This is a genomic window from Tateyamaria sp. LSS28, assembly GCF_059611725.1.
The window spans coordinates 126,363-147,402 of the sequence record NZ_JCAPFI010000001.1; the positions used below are offsets into that span (position 1 = coordinate 126,363).

Here is a 21,040-nt window from a genome sequence, read left to right on the forward strand (position 1 = left end):
AACTTAGCTTCATCGGACACATTGCAGTTAGTGGTCCAGGCATTCAATGGATTTCGACAGATTATGTAGTTTTCTTGAAACCTGTCCAAGAGGTGGTCTCCCTGGTAGAAGACTACTTTGCGAGCATTTGGATGCCCGCTTCCCGCGCCGCCTGCAGGTGCAGTACGTCCTCAATGAGTAAAACCAATGTCAGCTTCGGGCTGAGAGCAGTCCTGTGTCAGCACAAGAGGAAAGGCAGCTCCGTCCCGCTGAGCCGCCGGTGATCTGCGTAGAATAAAAGTCAGCTTTTCATGACTCCTATGGCCTTCAACGATGGGCTTGCGGGCGCCTGAGCAACTGCGAACCGATTGAGATTGCTAGGATTGAATATCTCCACGACCTTCGTGTGGATCGCCTATTTCTTCGCGTTACAGATGATCGAACCCGCCGTGGTCTTCACCATTTTCTCCGGTCTGATCCCCGTCGCCATTCTTGCCGCCGCTTGGTTCGGGGTGTCGGAGGCCTCGCCGCTGCGAAACCGCGCTGAAGGGTTCGGCTTGCTCGTGGTGGTCCTTGCCAGCGCCTATATATGCGCCATCACTATGCTTGGGTGATCAGGCTTCTTGCGCGGTGACTGGACCATCGCGGTCGTTGTTGTGATCGGCTTCGCAATCATGTCGTTTCCAGTCTTTGCAATACAAAAGCCGATCTCGCTCATTTCCACACTGACGCTTGCGACAATCACCGCGCTCGGACCGGTATTTGTCCCTCTGTTCCAGATCGTTGAAGGTCGCGTGGACTATGCCCCCGCAACCATGACCAGACTTACGATCTACTTTGCGGGCGCGATCCTCGCGGCCTATGGAGGGGCGAGACGCCCGGACAGAAAGGCTGCGCAAGTATGACTGCAACAGCACCAACATATCGCACCGGCTTTGCGGTTGGCGCCGTGATCATCGCGGTGCTGGCCCTGTCGCTTGGCGATGCGATCATCAAGGCCACCGGCCTCGATCTACCGCTCTGGCAGATGTACATCCTGCGTTCTACGCTCGTTCTCCCGGTGCTCTGGTGGCTGGCGCGGCGCAAGGGGCCGATTGCCTTCACTTCCCTGCTTTGGGTCATCCTGCGCAGCCTTCTACTGGTCGCCATGTGGCTCAGCTACTATTCTGCACTGCCGCTCATGCCGCTGTCTCTCGCAGCTGCGGCCTACTACACGTCGCCGATCATCATCACGGTTCTTGCCGCCCTGCTGGCGGGACGCAGGCCAGCGCCGCGTGTGATGCTGGCGGTCGTTCTGGGGTTTGGGGGTGTGGTTCTTGTCTTGCGGCCTGACGCTTCGGGCTTCGATCTGGCGGCGCTTCTGCCGCTGTTGGCGGCGCTGCTCTACGCCTGCGCAATGGTGCTGACCTCGCTGAAATGTCGTGATGACAATCCCTTCGCGCTCGCCTTGGCTCTGAACATCGCCTTCATCGTTGCGGGGGCCGGGCTGGGCCTGTTCTCGGGTCAGGAAGGGTCGTTCATTTTTGGCCCATGGCAGAGCTTCGATCTCGCGCTCATCGGAACCGTCGCCGCACTCTCTGCCGTGATCCTTGTGGGCAGCGTGGGCGCGGCCATCGCCTATCAGAATGGGCCACCCGCGACGGTGGCAGCCTTTGACTACAGCTATCTCGTTTTCAGCCTGATCTGGGGTGCGCTGTTCTTCACGGAATTACCGGACGCACTGTCTTTGGCCGGTATCGCCATCATCGTTCTGGCCGGGTTCCTGTCCCTGCCGCGCGGCAAAAGCGTGACAGCATGATACGCGCCCCGAAGCTCGCTGCTCTGGCCGTTGTGATCCGGGAAAACACAGTGCTTATGGTGAAGCCGCGCCGCAGAGCTGGATTGTGCGACGAATGTCGGCAAAAGAGCTCTCCAGCCAACTGACCGTTACTGTCAAACATCGGCTTCGGCCCCACCTGGCTTTACGCGGTATAGTCCTGCAACGCCTGCAATGCGCAGCCAGTCTTGTAATCAAGCCAACACGGTCAGCCCGCCCCACAAAGCGACTTCGGTTGCAGAGAGCGCGTGTTCTTTTTATGTTCTGTTCTGCAGCACTGGAACAGAATGGGTATAGTTGGCATGCGATCCACCTTGAGAACCAGGGCAATCAAGATCTGCAACGAGAAGATTGCCAAGAAAGGGGAAAAGGTCGGCCTTTCTTTTTACGCATTCTTTGCCAACAAGAATGACGAACCTGAGTTGCTGATGGAAGCGGCGGAATGGTGGATCAAAACACATGAGTTGGATCATTTTGAGAAGGCCGTTAAAGTCCGTGATATGATCAGTTCCGGCGTTTAAGCAACGGTGGCTTTGTCCCGCTGACCTGCCATCGTGATCTAAATCCCAGGTCTCCTTTGAGCTGCAAAGCAGCCGTTCGGCCAGATTGCAACATCCGTCGATGTCGGCTTGAAGCAGACAGTAGGAGACAGCGCGGCACCTTTGTCGCCAGAGACCAGTCCACGCGCCACTGGCATATCCCTGCGGATCTTGATGCAATCGTACTCCGCGGCAATGCAGCAGTCACCAAAGCTGAATTGATCATCTGCGCCGTGTTTTTGCTGACGGAATAACCGCGACCTGGATAAATGAGCATCGATAACGATTGCTTCAATTGCTGCTTGGCGAAGAACAGCATCACGAAATCGACCACTGGCCAAAAAACTCGGCAGGACTGGCTCTATGCGTATCGGGCAACCGCCGTTATGCTGCTGAACGGGGAGAAGTGATGGAAGCGACAGTTCTGACGTTCGAAATGATGGCGGTCCTGGGGCTGCTGGCTCTAACTGTATTTCTGTTTATCTCCGAGATCATTCGCATCGATTTGGCCGCAATCCTGGTCATGGTGATCTTGGGTGGGCTGAGCACTTTGCCCGGACTGGCCAATCTCTCGAACCGGGCTGACCTTTTTGCGGGATTTTCGTCAAACGCGGTCATCTCGATCATCGCTGTGATGATCATCGGGGCCGGGCTGGATAAAACTGGCCTGATGTCCAAAGTTGCCACGCTGATATTGAAACGTGGCGGCACGACCGAGGCGCGGATTATCCCGATCGTCTCTGGCACTGTCGGTGTTATCAGTTCTTTCATGCAAAACGTTGGCGCGGCCGCATTGTTCCTGCCCGTCATCAGCCGAATATCCGCCCGGACCGAAATACCAATGAGCCGTTTGGCGATGCCCATGGGGTTTTGCGCAATCCTTGGCGGGACGATCACAATGGTCGGGTCCTCTCCGTTGATCTTGCTGAACGATCTCCTGATTTCGGCGAACCGAACATTGCCAGCCGATCAACGGATGGAACCGTTTGGCCTGTTTTCAGTCACACCGATCGGGATGATGCTGGTCCTGACCGGCGTTCTCTACTTTGTGCTTCTGGGTCGTTGGATTCTGCCCGGACAGCGAGGGCGCGGCGAGGACGCAGGCGCTGCGCGGTCAATGCAGACCTATGTCGAGAACACCTATGGGCTGCGCGCCGATATGTTCGAAGTGCGCGTGCCAGAAGGGTCAATCCTGATCGGTCAGAAGCTGGCGGATATCATGGTTGCACATCATATCTACATTCTCGGCACGTCTTACAGAGGCCACAAGGTCATCGCACCAATGGCCGATACCACAATCGAGGCACCCGCACGCTTGGCTATTCTGGGCCTGCGGCGGGTGCTGCAGGATGAATTCGCTGAGCCGTATGGTCTGGAAATTTTGCCTGGCTTGGACGTGTTTGCTGATGACTTTGCCGCGACAGAATCTGGCGTCGCCGAAGTGGTCATCCCACCGGGCTCGACCGTCATAGGTCAGTCGCCCATAGAACTCCGCCTGCGTCAAACGCATGGACTGTCCATTCTGGCGATCCACCGAGGTGAAGATACGCTGAGCCATGTTGAAACCGATGACCACGTTGCCACCCATATCGGTGAGGTCCTTCTACAAGCAGGTGACACACTGGTGGTCCACGTCCAATGGGAGCGGCTGACCCGGCTCAAGTCCGATCAGGACTTCGTCGTCGTGACATCGGATTTCCCCCAAGAGGAATTGCGCCCACACAAGGTAAACTGGGCACTCGGTTTCTTTTTGATGACGCTGGGTCTCATTCTGTTTACCGACCTGCTGTTGTCACTTTCTTTGTTGGCTGGCGCAGTAGGCATGATCTTGTCACGCGTGCTGTCGATCGATGAAGCCTATGAAGCGGTCAGTTGGAGCACGGTCTTTCTCCTGGCGTCGCTGATCCCGTTGGGGATCGCGGTACAAAACACCGGCACGGCGGCTTGGATCGCAGAGCAAATCCTTTCCCTGTTGAATGGCTGGCCGCTTTGGTCTCTGCAGGCTGGTTTGGCAGTGCTGGCGACGATCTTTACGCTCGTGATGTCGAATGTTGGCGCGACGGTATTGCTGGTGCCGTTGGCTATCTCCATTGCGATCTCTTCCGGAGGAGATCCGGCAGTCTTCGCACTGACAGTTGCAATTTCGACCTCAAACTCCTTCCTGATCCCAACACACCAAGTCAATGCGCTGATCATGGGTCCCGCAGGCTACCGGGTTGTGGATTTTATCCGTTCAGGAGGAATTATGACCGTGTTATTCCTGATAGTATCCATGATCGGGCTCACGCTCTTCATCTAGTGCGGCTTAGTATGTTCCCTCAGAAAGTTTAAATCGGGCGGCCCGTTATGCGGCGACAGGTTGGCCGCAGTATTGCAGCGCGGCACGGTAGGATGAAAGTCTGGAAAGGACTGTGCTTGCCAAAGTCGAAAGCGCATGTTTCCAGAGTACTGAAATGGGATGTCGGTCGGATCGTTGGGCGCGCGAAAAATCGGCAAGTTCCCGATGTCAGGCATGCTCTCCTATGACTTCGTCAGTAAACTCCGCGAACAGTTTCGTGAATTGTCGTCAACGATTAACCTGTACGCCTTTGTATTTTGATGCAAAGCATTTGATTTTAAACGTAAGTTTCTTCACGTATCTCACGACTGTCGTGACTATTTCTCGTTCTTATACACGGTATTCGGACCAAGAATTTCCAATACATCCATGCATCCGCACTTGGTTGAACAGCGGGGAGGCCACAGTCTCGGTCTGATCTCCGCAGCAACCAAATCTCAAGCGGAGATCACCCATGCTTTCCGAACTACTTGCAAGCCTGCGCGCCAGACTGCTGACGACCTCGTCACTGGCCCAGGAAACTGTTCGAGATGGACAGACACTGACCAACGGCTTTTTCCAAAGTACCGTTGTCGACAACACCCCGGCTTTCGTGCTGAACAACGACCTTTCCCGGTTTCTGAACTTTGGCGAGGTCGAAACCAATGGCGCACCGTCCGCCGTATCGGTCGAGGCCGAGGACGTTCAGGTCTTTAACTTCCGCACAGGCAGTATCGAAGCCAATGGCGCAGACGCCACGGGCATTGAAGTGACTGACGGCTCCAGCGCCGACATTCGCAACTTTGGCAGCATTGCGGGCGAGTTGAATGGTGTTGAATTCAGCGGGCCAAACAGCTCGGGCACGCTCGACAACTTCCGTGGTGGTGTCATTTCGTCCGACAGCCGCGCGGTCGAGATTGAGGGCCAAGGCATCAGCGTGCGCAACTTTGGCGACATTGTTGGCACGGACGACCAGCGCAACGGCACCATCTATACCAACGCGACGGCAGAAGATGTCAGCATCTCGAACTTCACAGGCGGTACGATTGACGCAGGTGAAGGCAATGACGGCGCCGGCATTTCGTTCCAAGTCGGCGACGAAGCAGGCGACGTGGTGTCGAACTCAGTCTTCAACGGCTTTGGTGCCACCATTCAAGGACGCGGCCAAGCGGCCTCGAACACCGGCGGCGCGGGCGACGGCATCCGCGTCAACAACGGCGTAGAGGGCACAGTGTCTGACACGGACATCGTGAACTCGGGCCTCATCTCGTCCGAAAGCAACAACGGCACGGCGGCAGGTATCCGTATCGCCGACGGCGCCGCAGCTGAAGGTCGTATCCTGAACACCTCAACCGGTGTGATCGAAGGGGTGCGTAATGGTCTGTATATCGGCGAAGCCGAGCATGATCTTGACGTCCTGAACTTCGGGACGATCCAATCGGACAGCCGCGCGGTGAACATCGATGGGACCGGCGTTGATCTGACCAACGCAGGCGACATCCTGGGGATAGGCGACCAGCGCAACGGCACCGTTTACGCCGATGGTACGGCGGATGACTTCAGCGTGCGCAACCTCGCAACCGGAAGAATCGATGCCGGTGAAGGCAACCAAGGGTCTGGCTTTGGAGCCGAGATTGGTGGTGCCGCGGATGGTGCCAACACGTTTATGCTGAACAATGACGGGGTCATTCAGGGCCGTGGCAATGCGCCAGCAGGCAACAACCCAGCGGGCGACGGCGTACGGATCGGCAATGTCGGCAACACCGGCACAACTGATGCCACCATCACCAACTCGGGCGAGATTCTATCCGAAGGTGCCAACGGAACGGTCGCAGGTGTTCGTGTCGTCAATGGCGTGAACTTCCAGGGTGAGCTTTCCAACTCAGGCTTGATCGCTGGTGTTCAAAACGGTGTCTACTTCGGGACAGGCGACCACACTGGCGGTTCATTCGTGAACGAAGCAGGCGGCGTTGTGTCCTCGGACAGCCGTGCGCTGAACATCGACGGCACGGGCCTGAGCGTTGAAAACGCGGGTTCGATCCTTGGTACAGCCGATCAACGCAACGGTACTGCCTATGCCGATGGCACTGCAGATGACTTTTCAGTCGTCAACAGCGGCTCCATTGATGCCGGTGCTGGCAACCAGGGCTCCGGGTTTGGGGCCGAGATTGGTGGCGCCGCTGATGGGGTGAACAGCTTCACGCTCGATAACTCCGGCACAATCCAAGGCCGTGGAAACGCAGCTGCGGGCACACCACTGGCTGGCGATGGCATACGGATCGGCAACGTTGGCAATGTCGGCGTAACCGATGCCATCATCAACAACTCCGGTGCCATCACGTCCGAAGGTGCCAATGGCACCGTCGCTGGTGTTCGTGTCGTAAACGGCATCGACTTCAAAGGTGAGTTGAACAACTCCGGAACGATCTCCGGTGTGCAGAACGGTGTCTACTTCGGCACGGGTGATCACACGGGCGGGTCCTTTGTGAACTCTGGTGTAGTGTCGTCTGACAGCCGCGCGGTCAACATCGATGGTGAAGGTCTGGAAGTTGTGAACTCCGGCACGATCCTCGGCACCGGCGATCAGCGTAACGGCACAGTCTATGCCGACGGTACAGCTGACAACTACACCTTCACCAACACCGGTGTTGTAGATGCCGGACTGGGCAACAACGGTTCCGCCGTGTCATTGCAGACCGGCGACGTGGACGGTGATGTTGTGTCAGCCGCCATCTTCAACGAAGGCATCCTGCAAGGTCGCGGCGACGCGGTCGAAGGCAACACTGTCGGTGACGGCCTGCGCCTCTTCAGCAACCAGGAAGACGCAAGCTTTGCCGGACTGGTGCAGAACGAAGGCGTCATCGCAGGGTCCGAAGATAGCGACGCCGCAGCGGGTATCCGCATCGACGGTGGCCTGAACCTGCTGGGTGCGATCCTGAACGAAGGTGAAATCACCGGTACGGTCAACGCCATCGACGCAACCGAAGCGGGCGACGTCACCTTCGTCAACGATGACGACGGTGTGGTGAACGGCAACGTGCTGCTGGGCGCCGGAGAAGACATTGTTGTCGACCTTGGTCAAATCAACGGTGTTCTCGACGGTGGCGCAGGCGATGACGTTCTGATTGCCGGACAAGGTGACAACGTGATCGTTGGTGGCCTTGGCAACGACTTCATCGAAGGTGGCGCAGGCATCGACACGGCTGACTTCTCCGATCAGGACGTGGCTGTGACCGTGAACCTTGGGGCCAACGGAAACGGAACCGCCACCCGCGAAACCGGGTTCACGGTCTCTGTCGAAAATGTTGCGGTCGGTGCATCCTTGCAACCCACCGAAAACATCAACGACGCGGCCGGATTTGTAGCAGAAGCCCTTGCCGGGAACCTGTACTACAACATCCACACCTCGGACTTCCCCGGCGGTGAGATCCGTGGCCAGTTCGAAGTTGTCAGCGATGAGGGCGACGGGCATGCGCGTGTCATCGAACTGGTGGCGACACTCGACGCAAGCCAGGAACCTGGTCCGACCTCCGACAGCGACGCGACAGGCACGGCGACACTGACCATCTCGGTCGATGAAGCCACCGGCCAGGTTGTCTACTCTTCGGAACTGACAGTGACGGGCCTGAACGAAGCAGACCTGCAAACCCCGGTTCCGGGTGTCGTGTCGGCCATCCACCTGCACAACGCACCTGCCGGGATCAACGGTCCCATCGCGCAGGACACGCTGGTGGACGCTGGTGCAACCATTGACGCAGATGCCCCCACGGGTGTGTCCGGTCTGGATGTCATCGACGAAGTGGTCGAGACCGACATCCTCAGCTCGATCGAGAACGTGATCGGGTCGGACGATGGCGACGTCATCATCGGGTCCAATGCCGACAACACCCTGTCGGGCGAAGACGGTGATGACCTGCTGAACGGTGGCCAAGGGGACGACCTGCTGCTCGGCGGCGAAGGCTCCGACACCTTCACCTTCGAAGGGGTGTTCGGCAACGACACGGTCGGCGACTTTGAAGTTGGCGTGGACCGGTTGGACTTCTCCGACTTCGGCCCGGACTTCGCCGAGAGCCTCGTTGTGTCGCAAGACGGCGACGACGCCCTGCTGACCTTCTCTTCGGACGCCTCCGTGCGCCTCGAAGGGGTCAACAGCAGCGACTTCTCCGACGACGACTTCATCGCCTGATCAAAACACACCGAGGTGGCGGCACAAGCCGCCACCTCTTCACGCTGAAAAGAGATCACCCAAATGTTTCAGAAAAAATCCACCGTCAAATCCGCATGGGGCAAGCTGCACAGCGGCTTTGTCGCCATCGGCTTCTTCAGCATGATCCTGAACCTGCTGATGTTGGCCGGCCCCCTCTACATGTTGCAAGTCTATGATCGCGTGCTGACCAGCCAGAACATGGACACCCTCATTGCCCTCAGCATCCTGCTGGGCGGTGTTTTCCTGGTCACCGGTCTTCTGGACCTGATCCGTATGCGTATCCTCAGCCGCCTTGGCGCGCGGTTTGAGCTGGAAATTGGCGCACCGATCCTCCAGGCCTCGATCCGCCGCCGGGTTCAAGGCAAGGCCAGTGGCGACAACCCCGCCGCCGATGTGAACGGGATGCGCGACTTCATTTCGGGCCCTACTCTGGTCGCATTTTTCGACGCACCGTGGATCCCGCTTTACCTGGGTGTGCTCTATGTTCTGCACCCTTATCTTGGCGCTCTTGGTCTTGCCGGCGCGCTGTTCCTGACACTCATGGCCCTGATCAACAACGCGCGCTCCGCAGATGTGATGCAAGACGCTGGCGAGGCGCGCGCCAGGTCCGACGGTTTGTTCACCTCCAGTGAACAGAATGCAGAGCTTGTCCACGCAATGGGTATGACTGGTGATCTCGCCCGGCGTTGGACAGCTTTGCAACACAATGCGCATCACCTGAAATCCCGTGTGTCTGACCGGCTGGCCAGCTTTTCGGTGATGTCCAAGACGACCCGCATGGCCCTACAATCGGGCATGTTGGGGCTGGGCGCCGCCCTCGCCGTCAGCGGTCAGGCCACCGCCGGTGTGATGATTGCCGCCACCATCGTGCTGGCCCGCGCGCTTGCGCCCATCGATCAGTTGATCGGTCAGTGGCGCACCTTCCTGGCTGCACGTGGTTCGTACAAGACCCTGCGCGCCCTCTCTGAGGCCTACCCCGAACCGCCCAAGCGGTTGGCACTGCCGCGTCCGCAAATCTCGCTGAACGCAGCCATCGCGCAGGCGGGTCCGCCCTTGGCGCAAAACGCCACCATCGGCGGGATCGAGTTTGCCCTGTCGGCTGGCGATGTTTTGGCCGTGATCGGTCACAGCGGGTCCGGCAAGTCAACGCTGGCAAAGATGCTGGCCGGGATCTGGACCCCGCAACGCGGAGCCATTCGCCTAGATGGTACGCCCATGGCCAAATGGGATCCCGAAGAGCTGGGACAGTTGGTGGGCTACCTGCCGCAGGATGTGCATCTTTTCGATGGGACCATTCGCGAAAACATTGCGCGGTTTTCAACGTCGATCGACGACAGCAAGGTGCTGGCCGCGGCCGTCGCCGCCGATGTGCACCGCCTGATCAGCAGCCTGCCCGATGGCTACGCGACAGAGATCGGCAATGGCTTCCATCTGTCCGGCGGTCAACGCCAACGGATCGCACTTGCGCGCGCGCTTTATGATGATCCGTTCATTCTGGTTCTGGATGAGCCGAATTCCGACCTGGACGCCCAAGGCGAGGCGGCACTGCGCAACGCCATTCGTGGCGCCAGCGCACGCGGGGCCGTCACCTTCGTGATGACGCATCGCCCGAGCACGCTGGAAGCCGTCAACAAGGTTCTGACACTCAACAAAGGCGCGCAAACCGGCTTTGGCGACAAGCAGGATATCCTGCGTCCCCGCCAGCAAGACACAGCCGTGGCCCAGACCGCCGCCGCACAATTGGCCGCGCGCCGCGCACAAACGGCGGCCGTGAAAGGAGCCACACAATGACAACCACACTCACCCCCGCCCGCAACACCGGCGTTCTGCGCCTTGAAGACTACAACCGCGTTCAACCCAAGGCCTCCGGCGCTGGCATTACCGGCTTTGTGATCTTTGGGCTGTTGGCCGTCATCAGTTTCCTTGGCGGTGCCGCCTATTGGGCGACGGCGTCAAAGCTGGATGGCGCGGTTGTGGCCCAAGCGAGTTTTGTGGTCGAAGGCAATCGCAAGACGGTCGAGCATCTGGATGGCGGCATCGTCAGCAGCATTCTTGTCAGTAACGGCGACCTGGTCGAAGCGGGCCAGACCCTACTGGAGCTGGACAGCACCGATCTGGGCGTCGATCTGGACGTGATCGAAAGCCAGCTCAGCGATCTATCAGTGCGCCGTGCGCGGCTGATGGCTCAGCTGCAGGAAGCCGATACATTTGATCAAGCGTCCGTTGCGCAGATGATGCGTGTCGAACTGGACCCGACAACGTGGGCCACCGCGTACACGACACAGAAGCTGCTGTTTGATGCAGAACGCAGGTCGCGCGATGCCGAAGAGGCGCTGACAGCACAACGCATCGCCAATCTCGAGGATCAAGTGAGCGGCCTGCAATCGCAACGCGCCTCCAACACCCGGCAGCTGGACATCACACGCCAGGAGCTGGGCAACCTGCAAACCTTGCTGGACAAGGGACTTGTTGCTGCGGCCCGCGTGAATGCACGCCGGGTCGAGGTCGAGCGCCTGATCGGCGTGGAAGCGGCCCTCTTGACCCAAGAGGCACAGGCCCGCAACCAGATCAGCGAGTTGCAACTGGCCAGCATCGGCGCACGCACCTTGCGGGACGAGGCAGTCTCGACCGAACTGGCGCAGATCGACGCGTCACTTGCCACGCTCGAGCCGCAGTTTATCGGGGCCTCAGAACGGCTGAAGCGTGTGGCAATCACTGCGCCCGTCAGCGGGCGTGTGGTCGAGATGACGGTGTTTACCGCAGGCGGCGTTGTTCGCCCGGGGGCACTCATTCTGGACATTGTGCCGATTGACCAACCGCTTGTGGTCGAGGCGCGCGTGAATACGGCCGACATCGAAAAACTCTATGTCGGTCAGTCCACGCGCGTGCGCCTGTCTGCCTTTGATCAGGGCGATGTGCCCGAGGCAGAGGGCCGCATCATCGACATCTCTGCCGACAGCCTCGAAGACGAGCGCACCGGAGACTACTATTACACCGCGCGTGTCAAACTGGATGACGTCCAACCCCAAGACGTGGCCGCGCTGGATCTGGTGCCGGGTATGCCCGCCGACCTGTTCGTGAACACGGGCGAACGCACGGCCCTCAGCTACCTGACCCAGCCGCTGAGCGACCGGTTGGCGCGGACCTTTATCGAGTAGGAAAAGGAAGCGTCACGCCCTGAATGTGGGCGTGACGCCTTTGGGTGGATTTTCCTGGATATAGGCCCCGATCTTGGCGAGCAGTGGTTTTCGGGGGCAGTTCAATCGCGACGCGGCACCGAGGTTGCGAAGGTTCCCGGGGGCATCAAACGGGATAAAGGACAACGGCCAATTGTCCTGGCGGAACTGCTCAGCGGCGAGGGCCGAGACAATAGTGCAATCGTCCGAATGACAGATATGCCGGCAGATGGTCTCGAAGCGCAGCGCGGTAAGATCGAACTTTTTGGAGCCGCGTGAGGCTTGGTCTGGTGTTGGCAACCGATCTTCGAGCTCGTATCCGAATGAATGCGGGAGACGAATGAAGTCATGTATTGGCACGTCTTCAGGCCGGATGGATGGGAGTGGCGCAAGCGGGTGCCCCTGGTGAACCGCCAAATACAAAGGCTCTTCCCAGATCGACGTGAATTCGAGCGTCGGATTGTGATTGAGTTTCGCCACCAAAGCCACGTCCAGGCTGTGATCCTCGACCATCTTCAACATGTTCTGCGGCAGGTCTTCGATCATGGTGACCCGCATTCGTGGAAAAAGGACGCTGAACAGTTTTGAGAAGTAGTCCGTCAGATACGGGGCCAGTGTCGGGGTCAGGCCGATGTTAAAGGGCACCGCTTCGGGGTCGCGAAACTCGGTAGCCGTGTCTTTGATCCGTTGAGCGCTGATCAACATCTCGTTGGCAATTTTTATGATGCGTTGGCCGCAGGCTGTTGGTCTAACCTCGCCGCTCAGGCGGAGGAACAGATCAGTGCCCAGCTCTTTCTCGAGTTTTTTGATTTGGTTTGACAGAGCGGGCTGCGAGACGTTGCAATACTCCGCAGCTGCGCTGAAGTTACCACACTTCGCAACTGCAGCCACGTATTCTAAATCTCGTAAGTTCATTACTTCCCGTAATATTTGTGTAATTTTCTTCTAAAGGACCTTTCTTGCGATAGAAAGAACCGTCCGCCGGAGCGAACCAGACGGTATTGGAAGACAGCACACGGCGGGGTTCGCTGTTTGAAGACAGGCATTTGGCTGCGTCGGCTGTATGTCGGAAATGTCTGTGGCTGCTAAGTTCGCCTGCTACCCAATTTGCACATGCGGTGAACGGTCGGTTTCGTGAAGCTGCGCCGTATTTGATACCTCGGCCACGGTCCGCTTCGGGCTGGCACCATTCAACCGAGCCAAACCGTCAGATGTCTGCTCCGAGCCCAGATTCTGCAAATGCTGCAGCTTTCACGAATGCTCGCAATCCGCCACTGAGCGGACACCCGTTTCAGGACAAAGCCTTGTTACTTATACTGCCAGCGGCGATTGAAACTGGTTTGCGAACTGTCTGGGTGGGCTGCCCACGACCCGTTTGAACGCAGTATTGAAAGCATTTTCAGATTGATACCCGACGCGCTCGGCAACCTCCGCAATCGTATCGCGTGAAGTCTTGAGCTGATCGCTCGCTTTCGCCATGCGCAAGTTTGTCAGGTAGTCCATTGGAGTCTCACCCACTACGTCATGGAAGCGCCGTGCAAATACGGACCGGGACATACCAGCGTGTCCCGCTAGAGCCGTGAGCGTCCACCTACGTCCGATGTCTGCGTGGATCGCGGCCAATGCCAGAGAGAGCTGTGCATCCACCAGAGCGGCCAGCCAGCCTAAGCCACCATCCTTTGCAACGTGTTGGTGCCGCAGCGTCTGCACCAAAAGGACATGGGACAGATGCTGCGCTATCAACAACCCTCCAGGACGCGCCGCGGCGATTTCATCCAAAATGCGTTCGACCAGGTATTGCAATTGCGCTGCGGCAGCCTGTTCGGCGGGGATCACGATGATCGGGGGCAGCATTAAGACGAAATGCGCCGGTTGGACCTGTGACACTATAAAACGACAGCTTGCGATCGCTGCATGACCCCCACCATTCACGACAGCAGGTTGCTCAGACAGAGGCATCGAAAAGAGACGCTCTAACGGTTCGGGCACACATGAAGGGTCCGTAGAAATCGAAAACGGTCGACCACTTGGAAGAACAAAGAAGTCGCCTTGCTCAACCAGAACCGGCGTGTCGCTTCCCTCAACCGCCACCCAACACTGCCCCGCTAGCATCGTATTGCATTTCAGCGCACCGGCCTGATCCGGAAAGGCGACTGCGGATGGGTGGCCTAGGTCGATCAGGCCTGCGAGGTGGCTCTGCGGCTTCAGGATCGAAAGAATGTCAGACAGGGGGTCCATTTGGTTTGCTCAGTTGTTCAGCTTTGATTGAGAATACCAAACCGATTGTCGCAAAGCTACAAATTGGGACGATGGCGAAGATTCTAGCGACTATCACACATTCAACGTATCAGAAACGCTCATATATTTAGTCTCATGAGATTTGGGTTGGACGACCGACCCAAGTGCAACAAAGGAGATAGCTATGCGTGTATTCGTAACCGGAGCAACAGGTTATGTCGGTCGTGCCGTCGTTCGCGAGTTGCTGGACAACAACCATGCGGTCATTGGGCTTGCAAGGTCCGATGCCTCAACTGATGCCCTTAAAGAGGCGGGGGCTGAACCACATCGGGGAAGCCTCGAAGACCTGTCGAGCCTGCGTGAAGGGGCCGCCAAGGCCGACGCGGTGATCCATCTTGGCTTCAATCACGACTTCTCAAAATTCGCCGATAACTGCGCCCATGACGCCAAGGTTGTGCGTGCCATTGGCGCGGAACTGGCTGGATCGGACCGGCTTTTTCTTGTGACATCGGGCACTGCAATCCTGTCACCTGAGGCATTCTCGACCGAGACCGACCTCGCCCCCACAGGTGAAATGGCACACCCCCGTGTGGCGACAGAATATGCGAGCACAGAAATGGCGCGGAAAGGCGTCAAGATTGCCGCAGTGCGATTGGCACCCTCTGTTCACGGCGCCCGGGACCACGGCTTTGTGCGCATGCTGGCCGACATCGCGCTGCAGAATGGCGAGGCCGCCTATGTCGATGAAGGGCAAAACCGCTGGTGTGCCGTGCACCAGCAGGACGCCGCGCGACTATATCGCCTGGCTTTGGAGCGTAACGAGGGCGGCGTCCACTACCATGCCGTGGCCGAAGAAGCCGTGCCGTTCAAGGACATCGCCGAGGCGCTCGGCCAAAGCCTTGGTTTGTTGGTATCGCCCAAATCCGGCGAAGAGGCGCAGACGTACTTTAATTGGTTCCACTTCATGGCCGCTTCCGACACCTCGGCGTCCAGCGCATGGACCCGCAAGGTCTTGGGGTGGATCCCATCCGAGCCGTCTTTGATCGCTGACATCAAAGCAGGCCTGTACCGTCCAATCAAGGCTTGAGAAGGAATGGCGTGAAACAAGAATACCTCGATTGTCCAAATCGCAGACGTTTCGCCAAACGATAGAGCACCGTTGGTATAGGAAGACCGCTTCGTTATGCACCTCAACAAACGACTGCTAACAAAGTCATCCGGACATTTGATCAAACAAACCAAATGTCCGGATTGTCCGCAAAGCTGTCACTGAGCCTGTCCTACACAAGCCCGTGGGGTGGTGTCGCATCAAAGGTTCGGCAGCGCTTAATACTGGCCAAGCACATTCCACAGAAATTCTGTTCGGGGCCAGTCGCCAAAACACCAGCCCGCCGGGACGGGCTTGTGTTGGACCGGCGCCTTCGGCTTGATTCCGGTCTGGTCAGTGACCTGAATGCAAGGGGTTTCGGACTGCATATCTAACGTATGGGCCATTCCAACGGCGTCCGCTTCGGGCTGGCAGCCGTCATCGCCTCACCGCACCGAACGTCAGGTTTGGCATAACTCGGCGTGATGTCGAAGGGACCGAAACATGTGAACGTGGTGGCGTGGGGGAAGACTTGAACTCCCGCACTCAGTGTAGCGCCAAAGGCGATGCGCGTAAGTCGGGCCCTCTACGGCGCGGACCCTGTCAATTCGTCCAAACGGTTGGATGTGGTGGCGTGGGGGAGACTTGAACTCCCGACCTCTCGATTATGAGTCGAGCGCTCTAACCAGCTGAGCTACCGCGCCATGGAGGCGTGACCTATGCCAGCGCCTTAGAGTCGTCAAGCCAGAAATCAGGACTTTGTGGACCGGACCGTTTCGATCATCAGCGACACGTTGTCCGGGTCCGCATCCGGGGTGATGCCGTGGCCCAGGTTAAAGATGTGCGGCCCCTTGGAAAACGCCTGCACGATGGCCCGGGTCTCGTCCACCAACGCCTGACCACCGGTCACCATGTGCGACGACGCAAGGTTGCCCTGTACACAGCCATCCACCTGAACGTGCGCGGCAGCCCACTCGGGCGACACGGAATTGTCCAGCGCCACGCAATCCACGCCCGTCGCTTTGTGAAACCCGACATAGCCCTCGCCCGCCTCACGCGGGAAGCCGATGACCGGGATGTGCGGATAGCGCGCCTTGAGCGCAGCCGTGATCTCCGCACAGGGGGCAACGGCGTATCTCTGAAAGGCCTCGCCCTTCAACGACCCGGCCCAACTGTCAAAGATCTTCACCACCTCAGCGCCCGCCTCGATCTGCGCAGCGAGGTATTCAATGGTTGCGGCGGTGATCCGCGCCATCAACGCATCAAAAGCCTCCGGCACGCCCTCGCGCATCGCATGAGCCGGACCCTGATCCGGCGTGCCCTGACCTGCGATCATGTAGGTCGCAACAGTCCACGGCGCCCCAGCAAATCCAATCAATGTCGTCTCGGTGGGCAATTCACGCCGCAAGATTTTCACCGTCTCATAGATCGGGTTCAACGTCTCGTGAATGTCATCCTCCGACTTCAACGCGTCCACACCCGTCTGATCGGTGATGGTCGACAGACGCGGCCCCTCACCCGTCACAAACCAAAGGTCAGCCCCCAAGGCCTGCGGCACCAACAGGATGTCAGCAAACAGAATGGCCGCGTCGAACCCATAGCGCCGGATCGGCTGCAACGTCACCTCGGCCGCCAGCTCAGGGTTGTAACACAGAGACAGGAAATCCCCGGCCTGCGCCCGGGTCGCGCGGTACTCAGGCAGGTAACGCCCCGCCTGCCGCATCATCCAGATGGGTGGCGTCGGCAACACCTCACCCGCCAAAGCCCGTAAAATGGTCTTGCCGGTCCCGCCATCTTTCATCACACACGCCCCTGTCTCTTCGTTTCCAGTTGTCAACATAAGTTGACACATCTAAAAGATAAAGTCATGACCGTGCGCCTACCAACTCCATCCGCCCCGCTCAAGATCGGAACCCGCGGATCGCCCCTCGCCCTTGCCCAAGCCTATGAAACGCGCCAGCGTCTGAGCAGCGCGTTCGACCTGCCGGAAGAGGCGTTCGAGATCGTGGTGATCAAGGTGACAGGCGACAATCGCTCGATGATCGCCGCGGACCGCCCGCTCAAGGAAATCGGCAACAAGGGCCTCTTCACACGGGAAATTGAAGATGCCCTGCTCGAGGGCAGCATCGACATTGCCGTGCACTCGACCAAGGACATGCCCACCGTCCAGCCGGACGGCCTGATCCTCGACACGTTCCTGCCACGAGAAGATGTGCGGGACGCCTTTGTATCGCACAGCCTGACACGGATCACCGATCTGGCCGAGGGCGCCACGGTCGGCACCTCATCCCTGCGCCGCCGCGCTCAGCTCCTGCACAAGCGCCCCGACCTGAACGTGGTCGAGTTCCGCGGCAACGTACAGACCCGGCTGCAGAAATTGGCAGATGGCTTGGCAGACTGCACCTTCCTTGCCAGCGCGGGCCTCAGCCGGTTGAACATGACCGACGTGCCAGCCACGCCCATCGAAGCATCCGACATGCTGCCCGCCATCGCCCAAGGGGCCATTGGGATCGAGCGGCGCATCGATGACACCAATACAGCCGGGATGCTGTCGGCCATCCATGACACACCGACTGGCCAGCGCCTCGCAGCCGAGCGCCAGTTCCTGTTTACGCTCGATGGCTCCTGCGAAACCCCCATCGCTGGGCTTGCCACGCTCGACGGCAACACGCTCACCCTCACCGGCGAAGTCCTGCGCCCGGACGGCTCGGACGCGATCAGCGGCACCCGCCAGGGACCCGTTGCAGATGGTGCAACCATGGGCACCGACCTGGCCCAAGACCTTCTGAAATCCGCAGGCCCCGGCTTCTTCGACTGGCATTGATCCCATTTCACTTTGCCAGATAAACTTCGGGGGAGGTCGCAGACCGGGGGCAGAGCCCCAATAGGCGGAACCTAACAACAGAATGCCAGCGCGGTCTGGCCTTGACCGACTCAGGGGCAAAACAGCACGCTTGCACCATGCCCACACCGCGCCGCCATCTGCCCACGCATGAGGTCGAAAACCAGCCTGATCCGCTGGGCGACGTGAACCTTTTTGCAGACGATCCCATTCTGGTGACGATCGCGCCTGATCACCTGACGGAGTACGGCGCGGCATTGGGGCGGACCGACACACGTGCAACAGGACAAGCGGCCAATCGGCATACTCCGGAACTGACCCTCTTCGATACAGGTGGGCGGCGCCTGGACGAGGTCTCGTTTCACCCCGCCTATCACCAGATGATGTCGCTCAGCCAAGGCGAAGGCTATGCTGCCACCGCCTGGGATGGCGGAAGCCACGTGGAACATGCCGCGATGGTCTACATGGCCAGCCAGGTCGAGCCGGGTCATTGCTGCCCGCTGACCATGACCTATGCAGCTATACCTGCCCTGCAGGCCGACGCGGAACTGGCCGCCACCTGGGTGCCGAAACTGACGGCGCGCTCTTATGACCCGAGCATCCTGCCGATCGATCAAAAGACATCCGCGACACTTGGCATGGCGATGACCGAGAAACAGGGCGGCTCCGATGTGCGCACCAACAGCACAAAAGCGATACGCGCAGGAGATCACTGGCGGCTCACCGGCCACAAATGGTTCTGCTCCGCCCCAATGTCCGACGGGTTCCTGACCCTCGCCCAAACAGACAAGGGCCTCACCTGCTTTCTGGTCCCACGCTGGCTTGAGGGCGACCGCAATGCGATCCACCTCATGCGGCTCAAGGACAAGTTGGGCAACAAGGCCAACGCCTCGTCCGAGATCGAATATCACAACGCCCTCGCCTATCAACTCGGCGACGAAGGAGGCGGCGTACAGACCATCATCGAAATGGTGCACCACACGCGTCTGGACACCGCCATCGCGCCCGCGGGGCTCATGCGCGGGGCGCTGACCCACGCCATGCACTGGGCGCGGCACCGGCGCGCATTCCAGAAAACCCTGATCGACCAGCCGTTGATGGGCGCGGTGCTGGCCGATCTGATCCTCGACTGGCAGGCTGCGACCCATCTCGGGCTGCACGTCGCCAAAGCATTCGACAATCCAGAAGCGCGCCCCTTTGCCCGCATCGCGGTTGCCCTCGCCAAGTTTCTCAACAACAAGCTGTGCCCGCGCGTGACCTTGGAGGCGATGGAGGTGCTCGGCGGCATGGGATATGTCGAAGATACGCCTATGCCGATGTACTACCGCGAAGCCCCCCTCAACAGCATCTGGGAAGGGTCAGGCAACGTGATCTGTCTCGACATCCTGCGCACGCTGGCACGCGAGCCAGAGGCCGGTGCCTCTCTGACAGCAGACCTCGATCGTGCGACCGGCCAGGATGCCCGCTACGATCAAGCGGTCAAAGACCACCGCGCCCGCTGGCCCGCCCTGCCTGCCGAACACGAGGCGCGCGCCTTTGCCGAACGCACAGCATTTCTATTGGCGGCCTCCGTTCTGATCCGCCAAGCGCCTTCTGCCGTCGCCGACGGCTTCATCAGCACCCGTATCCACGCACCATCCGGTCAGATTGCAGGCAGCGCCACTGACCTCGACATTCAAAACGTTCTGGCCAGTTTCGAAAGCTGAACGGGTCGGCGGGCGGGCGCCTTTGCGCACCGCGTAAACAGAGCCGCCCACCGACATCCGCGAAACCGCGCCCCATCGGGCACGAGGGTGCCACGCGCATGGTTAAAATAGGCATATCGCACCGTACGGCGCTCAACCCACTGAAAACACGGCACACTCACAGATCGGTTAAACTTCGGACAAGGCCCCGAACACCTTGTCCCCGCGGGGACAAATCACACCCACTTCGCCAAAGGCGGCAAGGACATCAGCACGGCATTGGCGTCATGCCCCGTCTCAAGCCCGAATTTGGTGCCCCGGTCATAAACCAGGTTGTACTCGGCATAGAGCCCGCGATGCACAAGCTGCTTGTGCTTATGATCCTCGTCCCAATCCTGCACCCGGCGCTTTTCGACCAGCGGCACGTAAGCAGGCAGAAAGGCTCGCCCTATGTCCTGCGTCAGCGCAAAATCCGCCTCCCAATCGCCGGTGCAATGGTCATCCATGAAGATGCCCCCAACGCCCCGCGCGCGGTTACGGTGGGGAATATAGAAATACTCGTCTGCCCATTCCTTGAGGCGCGGGTAATGCGTGTCCCCATGGGGATCCAGATGCGCCTTCTGCTGGGCGTGAAAATGCGCCGTGTCATCGGCATATTCGATGCACGGGTTCAGGTCGGACCCACCACCGAACCACCATGCATGGGGCGTCCAGAACATACGGGTATTCATGTGTACTGCCGGGCAATGCGGGTTCTGCATGTGGGCGACAAGGCTGATGCCCGAGGCCCAGAACCGCGGGTCGTCCTTCATTCCCGGAATGCCCTTGCGGGCCGCCATGGCATTCTGTGCGCGTTCACCCAGCGTGCCATAGACCGTCGAGACATTTACACCGACCTTTTCGAACACCCGACCGCCCCGCATGACGCTCATCAACCCGCCGCCCGCGTCCGAGCCATCGTCGGACGTGCGCTTGGTGTCTGTCACCTCGAACCGACCGGGTGCGTCATCAGACATCGGACCTGTGCCGTGGTTGTTCTCCAAGCCTTCGAACGCAGCAACAATATCGTCCCGCAATTGACGGAACCACGCAGCGGCGCGGGTTTTCTGGCTGTCGAATTGTTCGGTCATGACGCGCTGTCCTGTTTGGTTGAC

The 21,040-nt window shown here is 59.1% G+C and carries 16 protein-coding genes, 1 tRNA gene and 1 pseudogene; 12 read left to right on the forward strand and 6 right to left on the reverse strand.

The features are described from left to right. Positions 1-353 precede the first annotated feature (353 nt). The 8 genes from AC53L6_RS00735 (at position 354) to AC53L6_RS00770 (ending at position 12,016) form a co-directional block, all read left to right on the forward strand. Positions 354-593, forward strand: a complete 240-nt coding sequence (locus AC53L6_RS00735) for a hypothetical protein (RefSeq protein ID WP_496906443.1) — start codon at positions 354-356, stop codon at positions 591-593. 9 nt (positions 594-602) lie between these two features. Then, positions 603-884, forward strand: a complete 282-nt coding sequence (locus AC53L6_RS00740; protein ID WP_496906444.1) for a hypothetical protein — start codon at positions 603-605, stop codon at positions 882-884. Next, positions 881-1,777, forward strand: coding sequence for a DMT family transporter (locus tag AC53L6_RS00745; RefSeq protein WP_496906445.1), 897 nt, complete (start codon positions 881-883; stop codon positions 1,775-1,777). Before AC53L6_RS00740 ends, AC53L6_RS00745 begins: the two co-directional genes overlap by 4 nt. Before the next feature lie 320 nt (positions 1,778-2,097). Further along, positions 2,098-2,316, forward strand: a complete 219-nt coding sequence (locus AC53L6_RS00750; protein WP_299599820.1) for a DUF6500 family protein — start codon at positions 2,098-2,100, stop codon at positions 2,314-2,316. A gap of 427 nt (positions 2,317-2,743) precedes the next feature. Then, positions 2,744-4,633: an SLC13 family permease gene (locus AC53L6_RS00755; protein ID WP_496906446.1), complete on the forward strand. Its 1,890-nt coding sequence runs from the start codon at positions 2,744-2,746 to the stop codon at positions 4,631-4,633. 493 nt (positions 4,634-5,126) lie between these two features. Next, on the forward strand, positions 5,127-8,837 hold the full coding sequence (locus AC53L6_RS00760; RefSeq protein WP_496906447.1) for a beta strand repeat-containing protein: 3,711 nt from the start codon (positions 5,127-5,129) through the stop codon (positions 8,835-8,837). A gap of 63 nt (positions 8,838-8,900) precedes the next feature. Beyond that, positions 8,901-10,649, forward strand: coding sequence for a type I secretion system permease/ATPase (locus tag AC53L6_RS00765; protein WP_496906448.1), 1,749 nt, complete (start codon positions 8,901-8,903; stop codon positions 10,647-10,649). After that, the gene (locus AC53L6_RS00770; protein WP_496906449.1) at positions 10,646-12,016 is read left to right on the forward strand and encodes an HlyD family type I secretion periplasmic adaptor subunit; all 1,371 of its coding nucleotides are present in this window, start codon (positions 10,646-10,648) and stop codon (positions 12,014-12,016) included. The genes AC53L6_RS00765 and AC53L6_RS00770 overlap by 4 nt, the downstream gene beginning before the upstream one ends. Positions 12,017-12,028: 12 nt before the next feature. On the opposite strand, the gene AC53L6_RS00775 is transcribed toward AC53L6_RS00770, so the two are convergent. The 3 genes and pseudogenes from AC53L6_RS00775 to AC53L6_RS00785 form a co-directional block, all read right to left on the reverse strand. Beyond that, positions 12,029-12,739, reverse strand: a complete 711-nt coding sequence (locus AC53L6_RS00775; RefSeq protein WP_496906974.1) for a LysR substrate-binding domain-containing protein — start codon at positions 12,737-12,739, stop codon at positions 12,029-12,031. Positions 12,740-12,775: 36 nt separating this feature from the next. Then, positions 12,776-12,949, reverse strand: a pseudogene (locus AC53L6_RS00780) (LysR family transcriptional regulator); the annotation flags it as partial. Positions 12,950-13,345: 396 nt separating this feature from the next. After that, a complete protein-coding gene (locus AC53L6_RS00785) occupies positions 13,346-14,272 on the reverse strand; it encodes an AraC family transcriptional regulator (RefSeq protein ID WP_496906450.1) in 927 nt (308 codons plus the stop codon). 184 nt (positions 14,273-14,456) lie between these two features. Here AC53L6_RS00785 and AC53L6_RS00790 point away from each other — a divergent pair, with 184 nt between their 5' ends. Together AC53L6_RS00790 and AC53L6_RS00795 are read left to right on the forward strand one after the other, a co-directional pair. After that, positions 14,457-15,359, forward strand: coding sequence for an SDR family oxidoreductase (locus AC53L6_RS00790; RefSeq protein WP_496906451.1), 903 nt, complete (start codon positions 14,457-14,459; stop codon positions 15,357-15,359). 155 nt (positions 15,360-15,514) lie between these two features. Continuing rightward, positions 15,515-15,754: a hypothetical protein gene (locus AC53L6_RS00795; RefSeq protein ID WP_496906452.1), complete on the forward strand. Its 240-nt coding sequence runs from the start codon at positions 15,515-15,517 to the stop codon at positions 15,752-15,754. A 232-nt stretch (positions 15,755-15,986) separates the two neighbouring features. Here the strand turns inward: AC53L6_RS00795 and AC53L6_RS00800 are convergent. Next, positions 15,987-16,063: transfer RNA gene (locus tag AC53L6_RS00800), tRNA-Met, on the reverse strand. 47 nt (positions 16,064-16,110) lie between these two features. Next, positions 16,111-17,160 carry a uroporphyrinogen decarboxylase gene (gene hemE / locus AC53L6_RS00805; protein WP_496906453.1) on the reverse strand — a complete coding sequence of 350 codons (1,050 nt, stop codon included), beginning with the start codon at positions 17,158-17,160 and terminating at the stop codon, positions 16,111-16,113. Between the two features lie 66 nt (positions 17,161-17,226). On the opposite strand from hemE, the gene hemC reads away from it, so the two are divergent. Further along, the gene (gene hemC, locus AC53L6_RS00810) at positions 17,227-18,183 is read left to right on the forward strand and encodes a hydroxymethylbilane synthase (RefSeq protein WP_496906454.1); all 957 of its coding nucleotides are present in this window, start codon (positions 17,227-17,229) and stop codon (positions 18,181-18,183) included. A gap of 137 nt (positions 18,184-18,320) precedes the next feature. Beyond that, a complete protein-coding gene (locus tag AC53L6_RS00815; protein WP_496906455.1) occupies positions 18,321-19,907 on the forward strand; it encodes an acyl-CoA dehydrogenase family protein in 1,587 nt (528 codons plus the stop codon). Positions 19,908-20,122: 215 nt separating this feature from the next. Here the strand turns inward: AC53L6_RS00815 and hemF are convergent, their stop codons facing one another. Continuing rightward, complete coding sequence (gene hemF, locus AC53L6_RS00820; protein ID WP_496906456.1) at positions 20,123-21,016, reverse strand: oxygen-dependent coproporphyrinogen oxidase; 894 nt, start codon at positions 21,014-21,016, stop codon at positions 20,123-20,125. Between the last annotated feature and the right edge of the window lie 24 nt (positions 21,017-21,040).

Excerpts from the sequence above, each read along its gene's own strand:
- AC53L6_RS00790 (WP_496906451.1), top strand. The coding sequence starts at position 14,457 with ATGCGTGTATTCGTAACCGGAGCAACAGGTTATGTCGGTCGTGCCGTC.
- AC53L6_RS00815 (WP_496906455.1), top strand. The coding sequence starts at position 18,321 with ATGCCCACACCGCGCCGCCATCTGCCCACGCATGAGGTCGAAAACCAG.
- AC53L6_RS00770 (WP_496906449.1), top strand. The coding sequence starts at position 10,646 with ATGACAACCACACTCACCCCCGCCCGCAACACCGGCGTTCTGCGCCTT.
- hemC (WP_496906454.1), top strand. The coding sequence starts at position 17,227 with ATGACCGTGCGCCTACCAACTCCATCCGCCCCGCTCAAGATCGGAACC.
- hemF (WP_496906456.1), bottom strand. The coding sequence starts at position 21,016 with ATGACCGAACAATTCGACAGCCAGAAAACCCGCGCCGCTGCGTGGTTC.
- AC53L6_RS00745 (WP_496906445.1), top strand. The coding sequence starts at position 881 with ATGACTGCAACAGCACCAACATATCGCACCGGCTTTGCGGTTGGCGCC.
- AC53L6_RS00775 (WP_496906974.1), bottom strand. The coding sequence starts at position 12,739 with ATGTTGATCAGCGCTCAACGGATCAAAGACACGGCTACCGAGTTTCGC.
- AC53L6_RS00795 (WP_496906452.1), top strand. The coding sequence starts at position 15,515 with ATGTCCGGATTGTCCGCAAAGCTGTCACTGAGCCTGTCCTACACAAGC.
- AC53L6_RS00750 (WP_299599820.1), top strand. The coding sequence starts at position 2,098 with ATGCGATCCACCTTGAGAACCAGGGCAATCAAGATCTGCAACGAGAAG.
- hemE (WP_496906453.1), bottom strand. The coding sequence starts at position 17,160 with ATGAAAGATGGCGGGACCGGCAAGACCATTTTACGGGCTTTGGCGGGT.
- AC53L6_RS00785 (WP_496906450.1), bottom strand. The coding sequence starts at position 14,272 with ATGGACCCCCTGTCTGACATTCTTTCGATCCTGAAGCCGCAGAGCCAC.
- AC53L6_RS00755 (WP_496906446.1), top strand. The coding sequence starts at position 2,744 with ATGGAAGCGACAGTTCTGACGTTCGAAATGATGGCGGTCCTGGGGCTG.
- AC53L6_RS00760 (WP_496906447.1), top strand. The coding sequence starts at position 5,127 with ATGCTTTCCGAACTACTTGCAAGCCTGCGCGCCAGACTGCTGACGACC.
- AC53L6_RS00765 (WP_496906448.1), top strand. The coding sequence starts at position 8,901 with ATGTTTCAGAAAAAATCCACCGTCAAATCCGCATGGGGCAAGCTGCAC.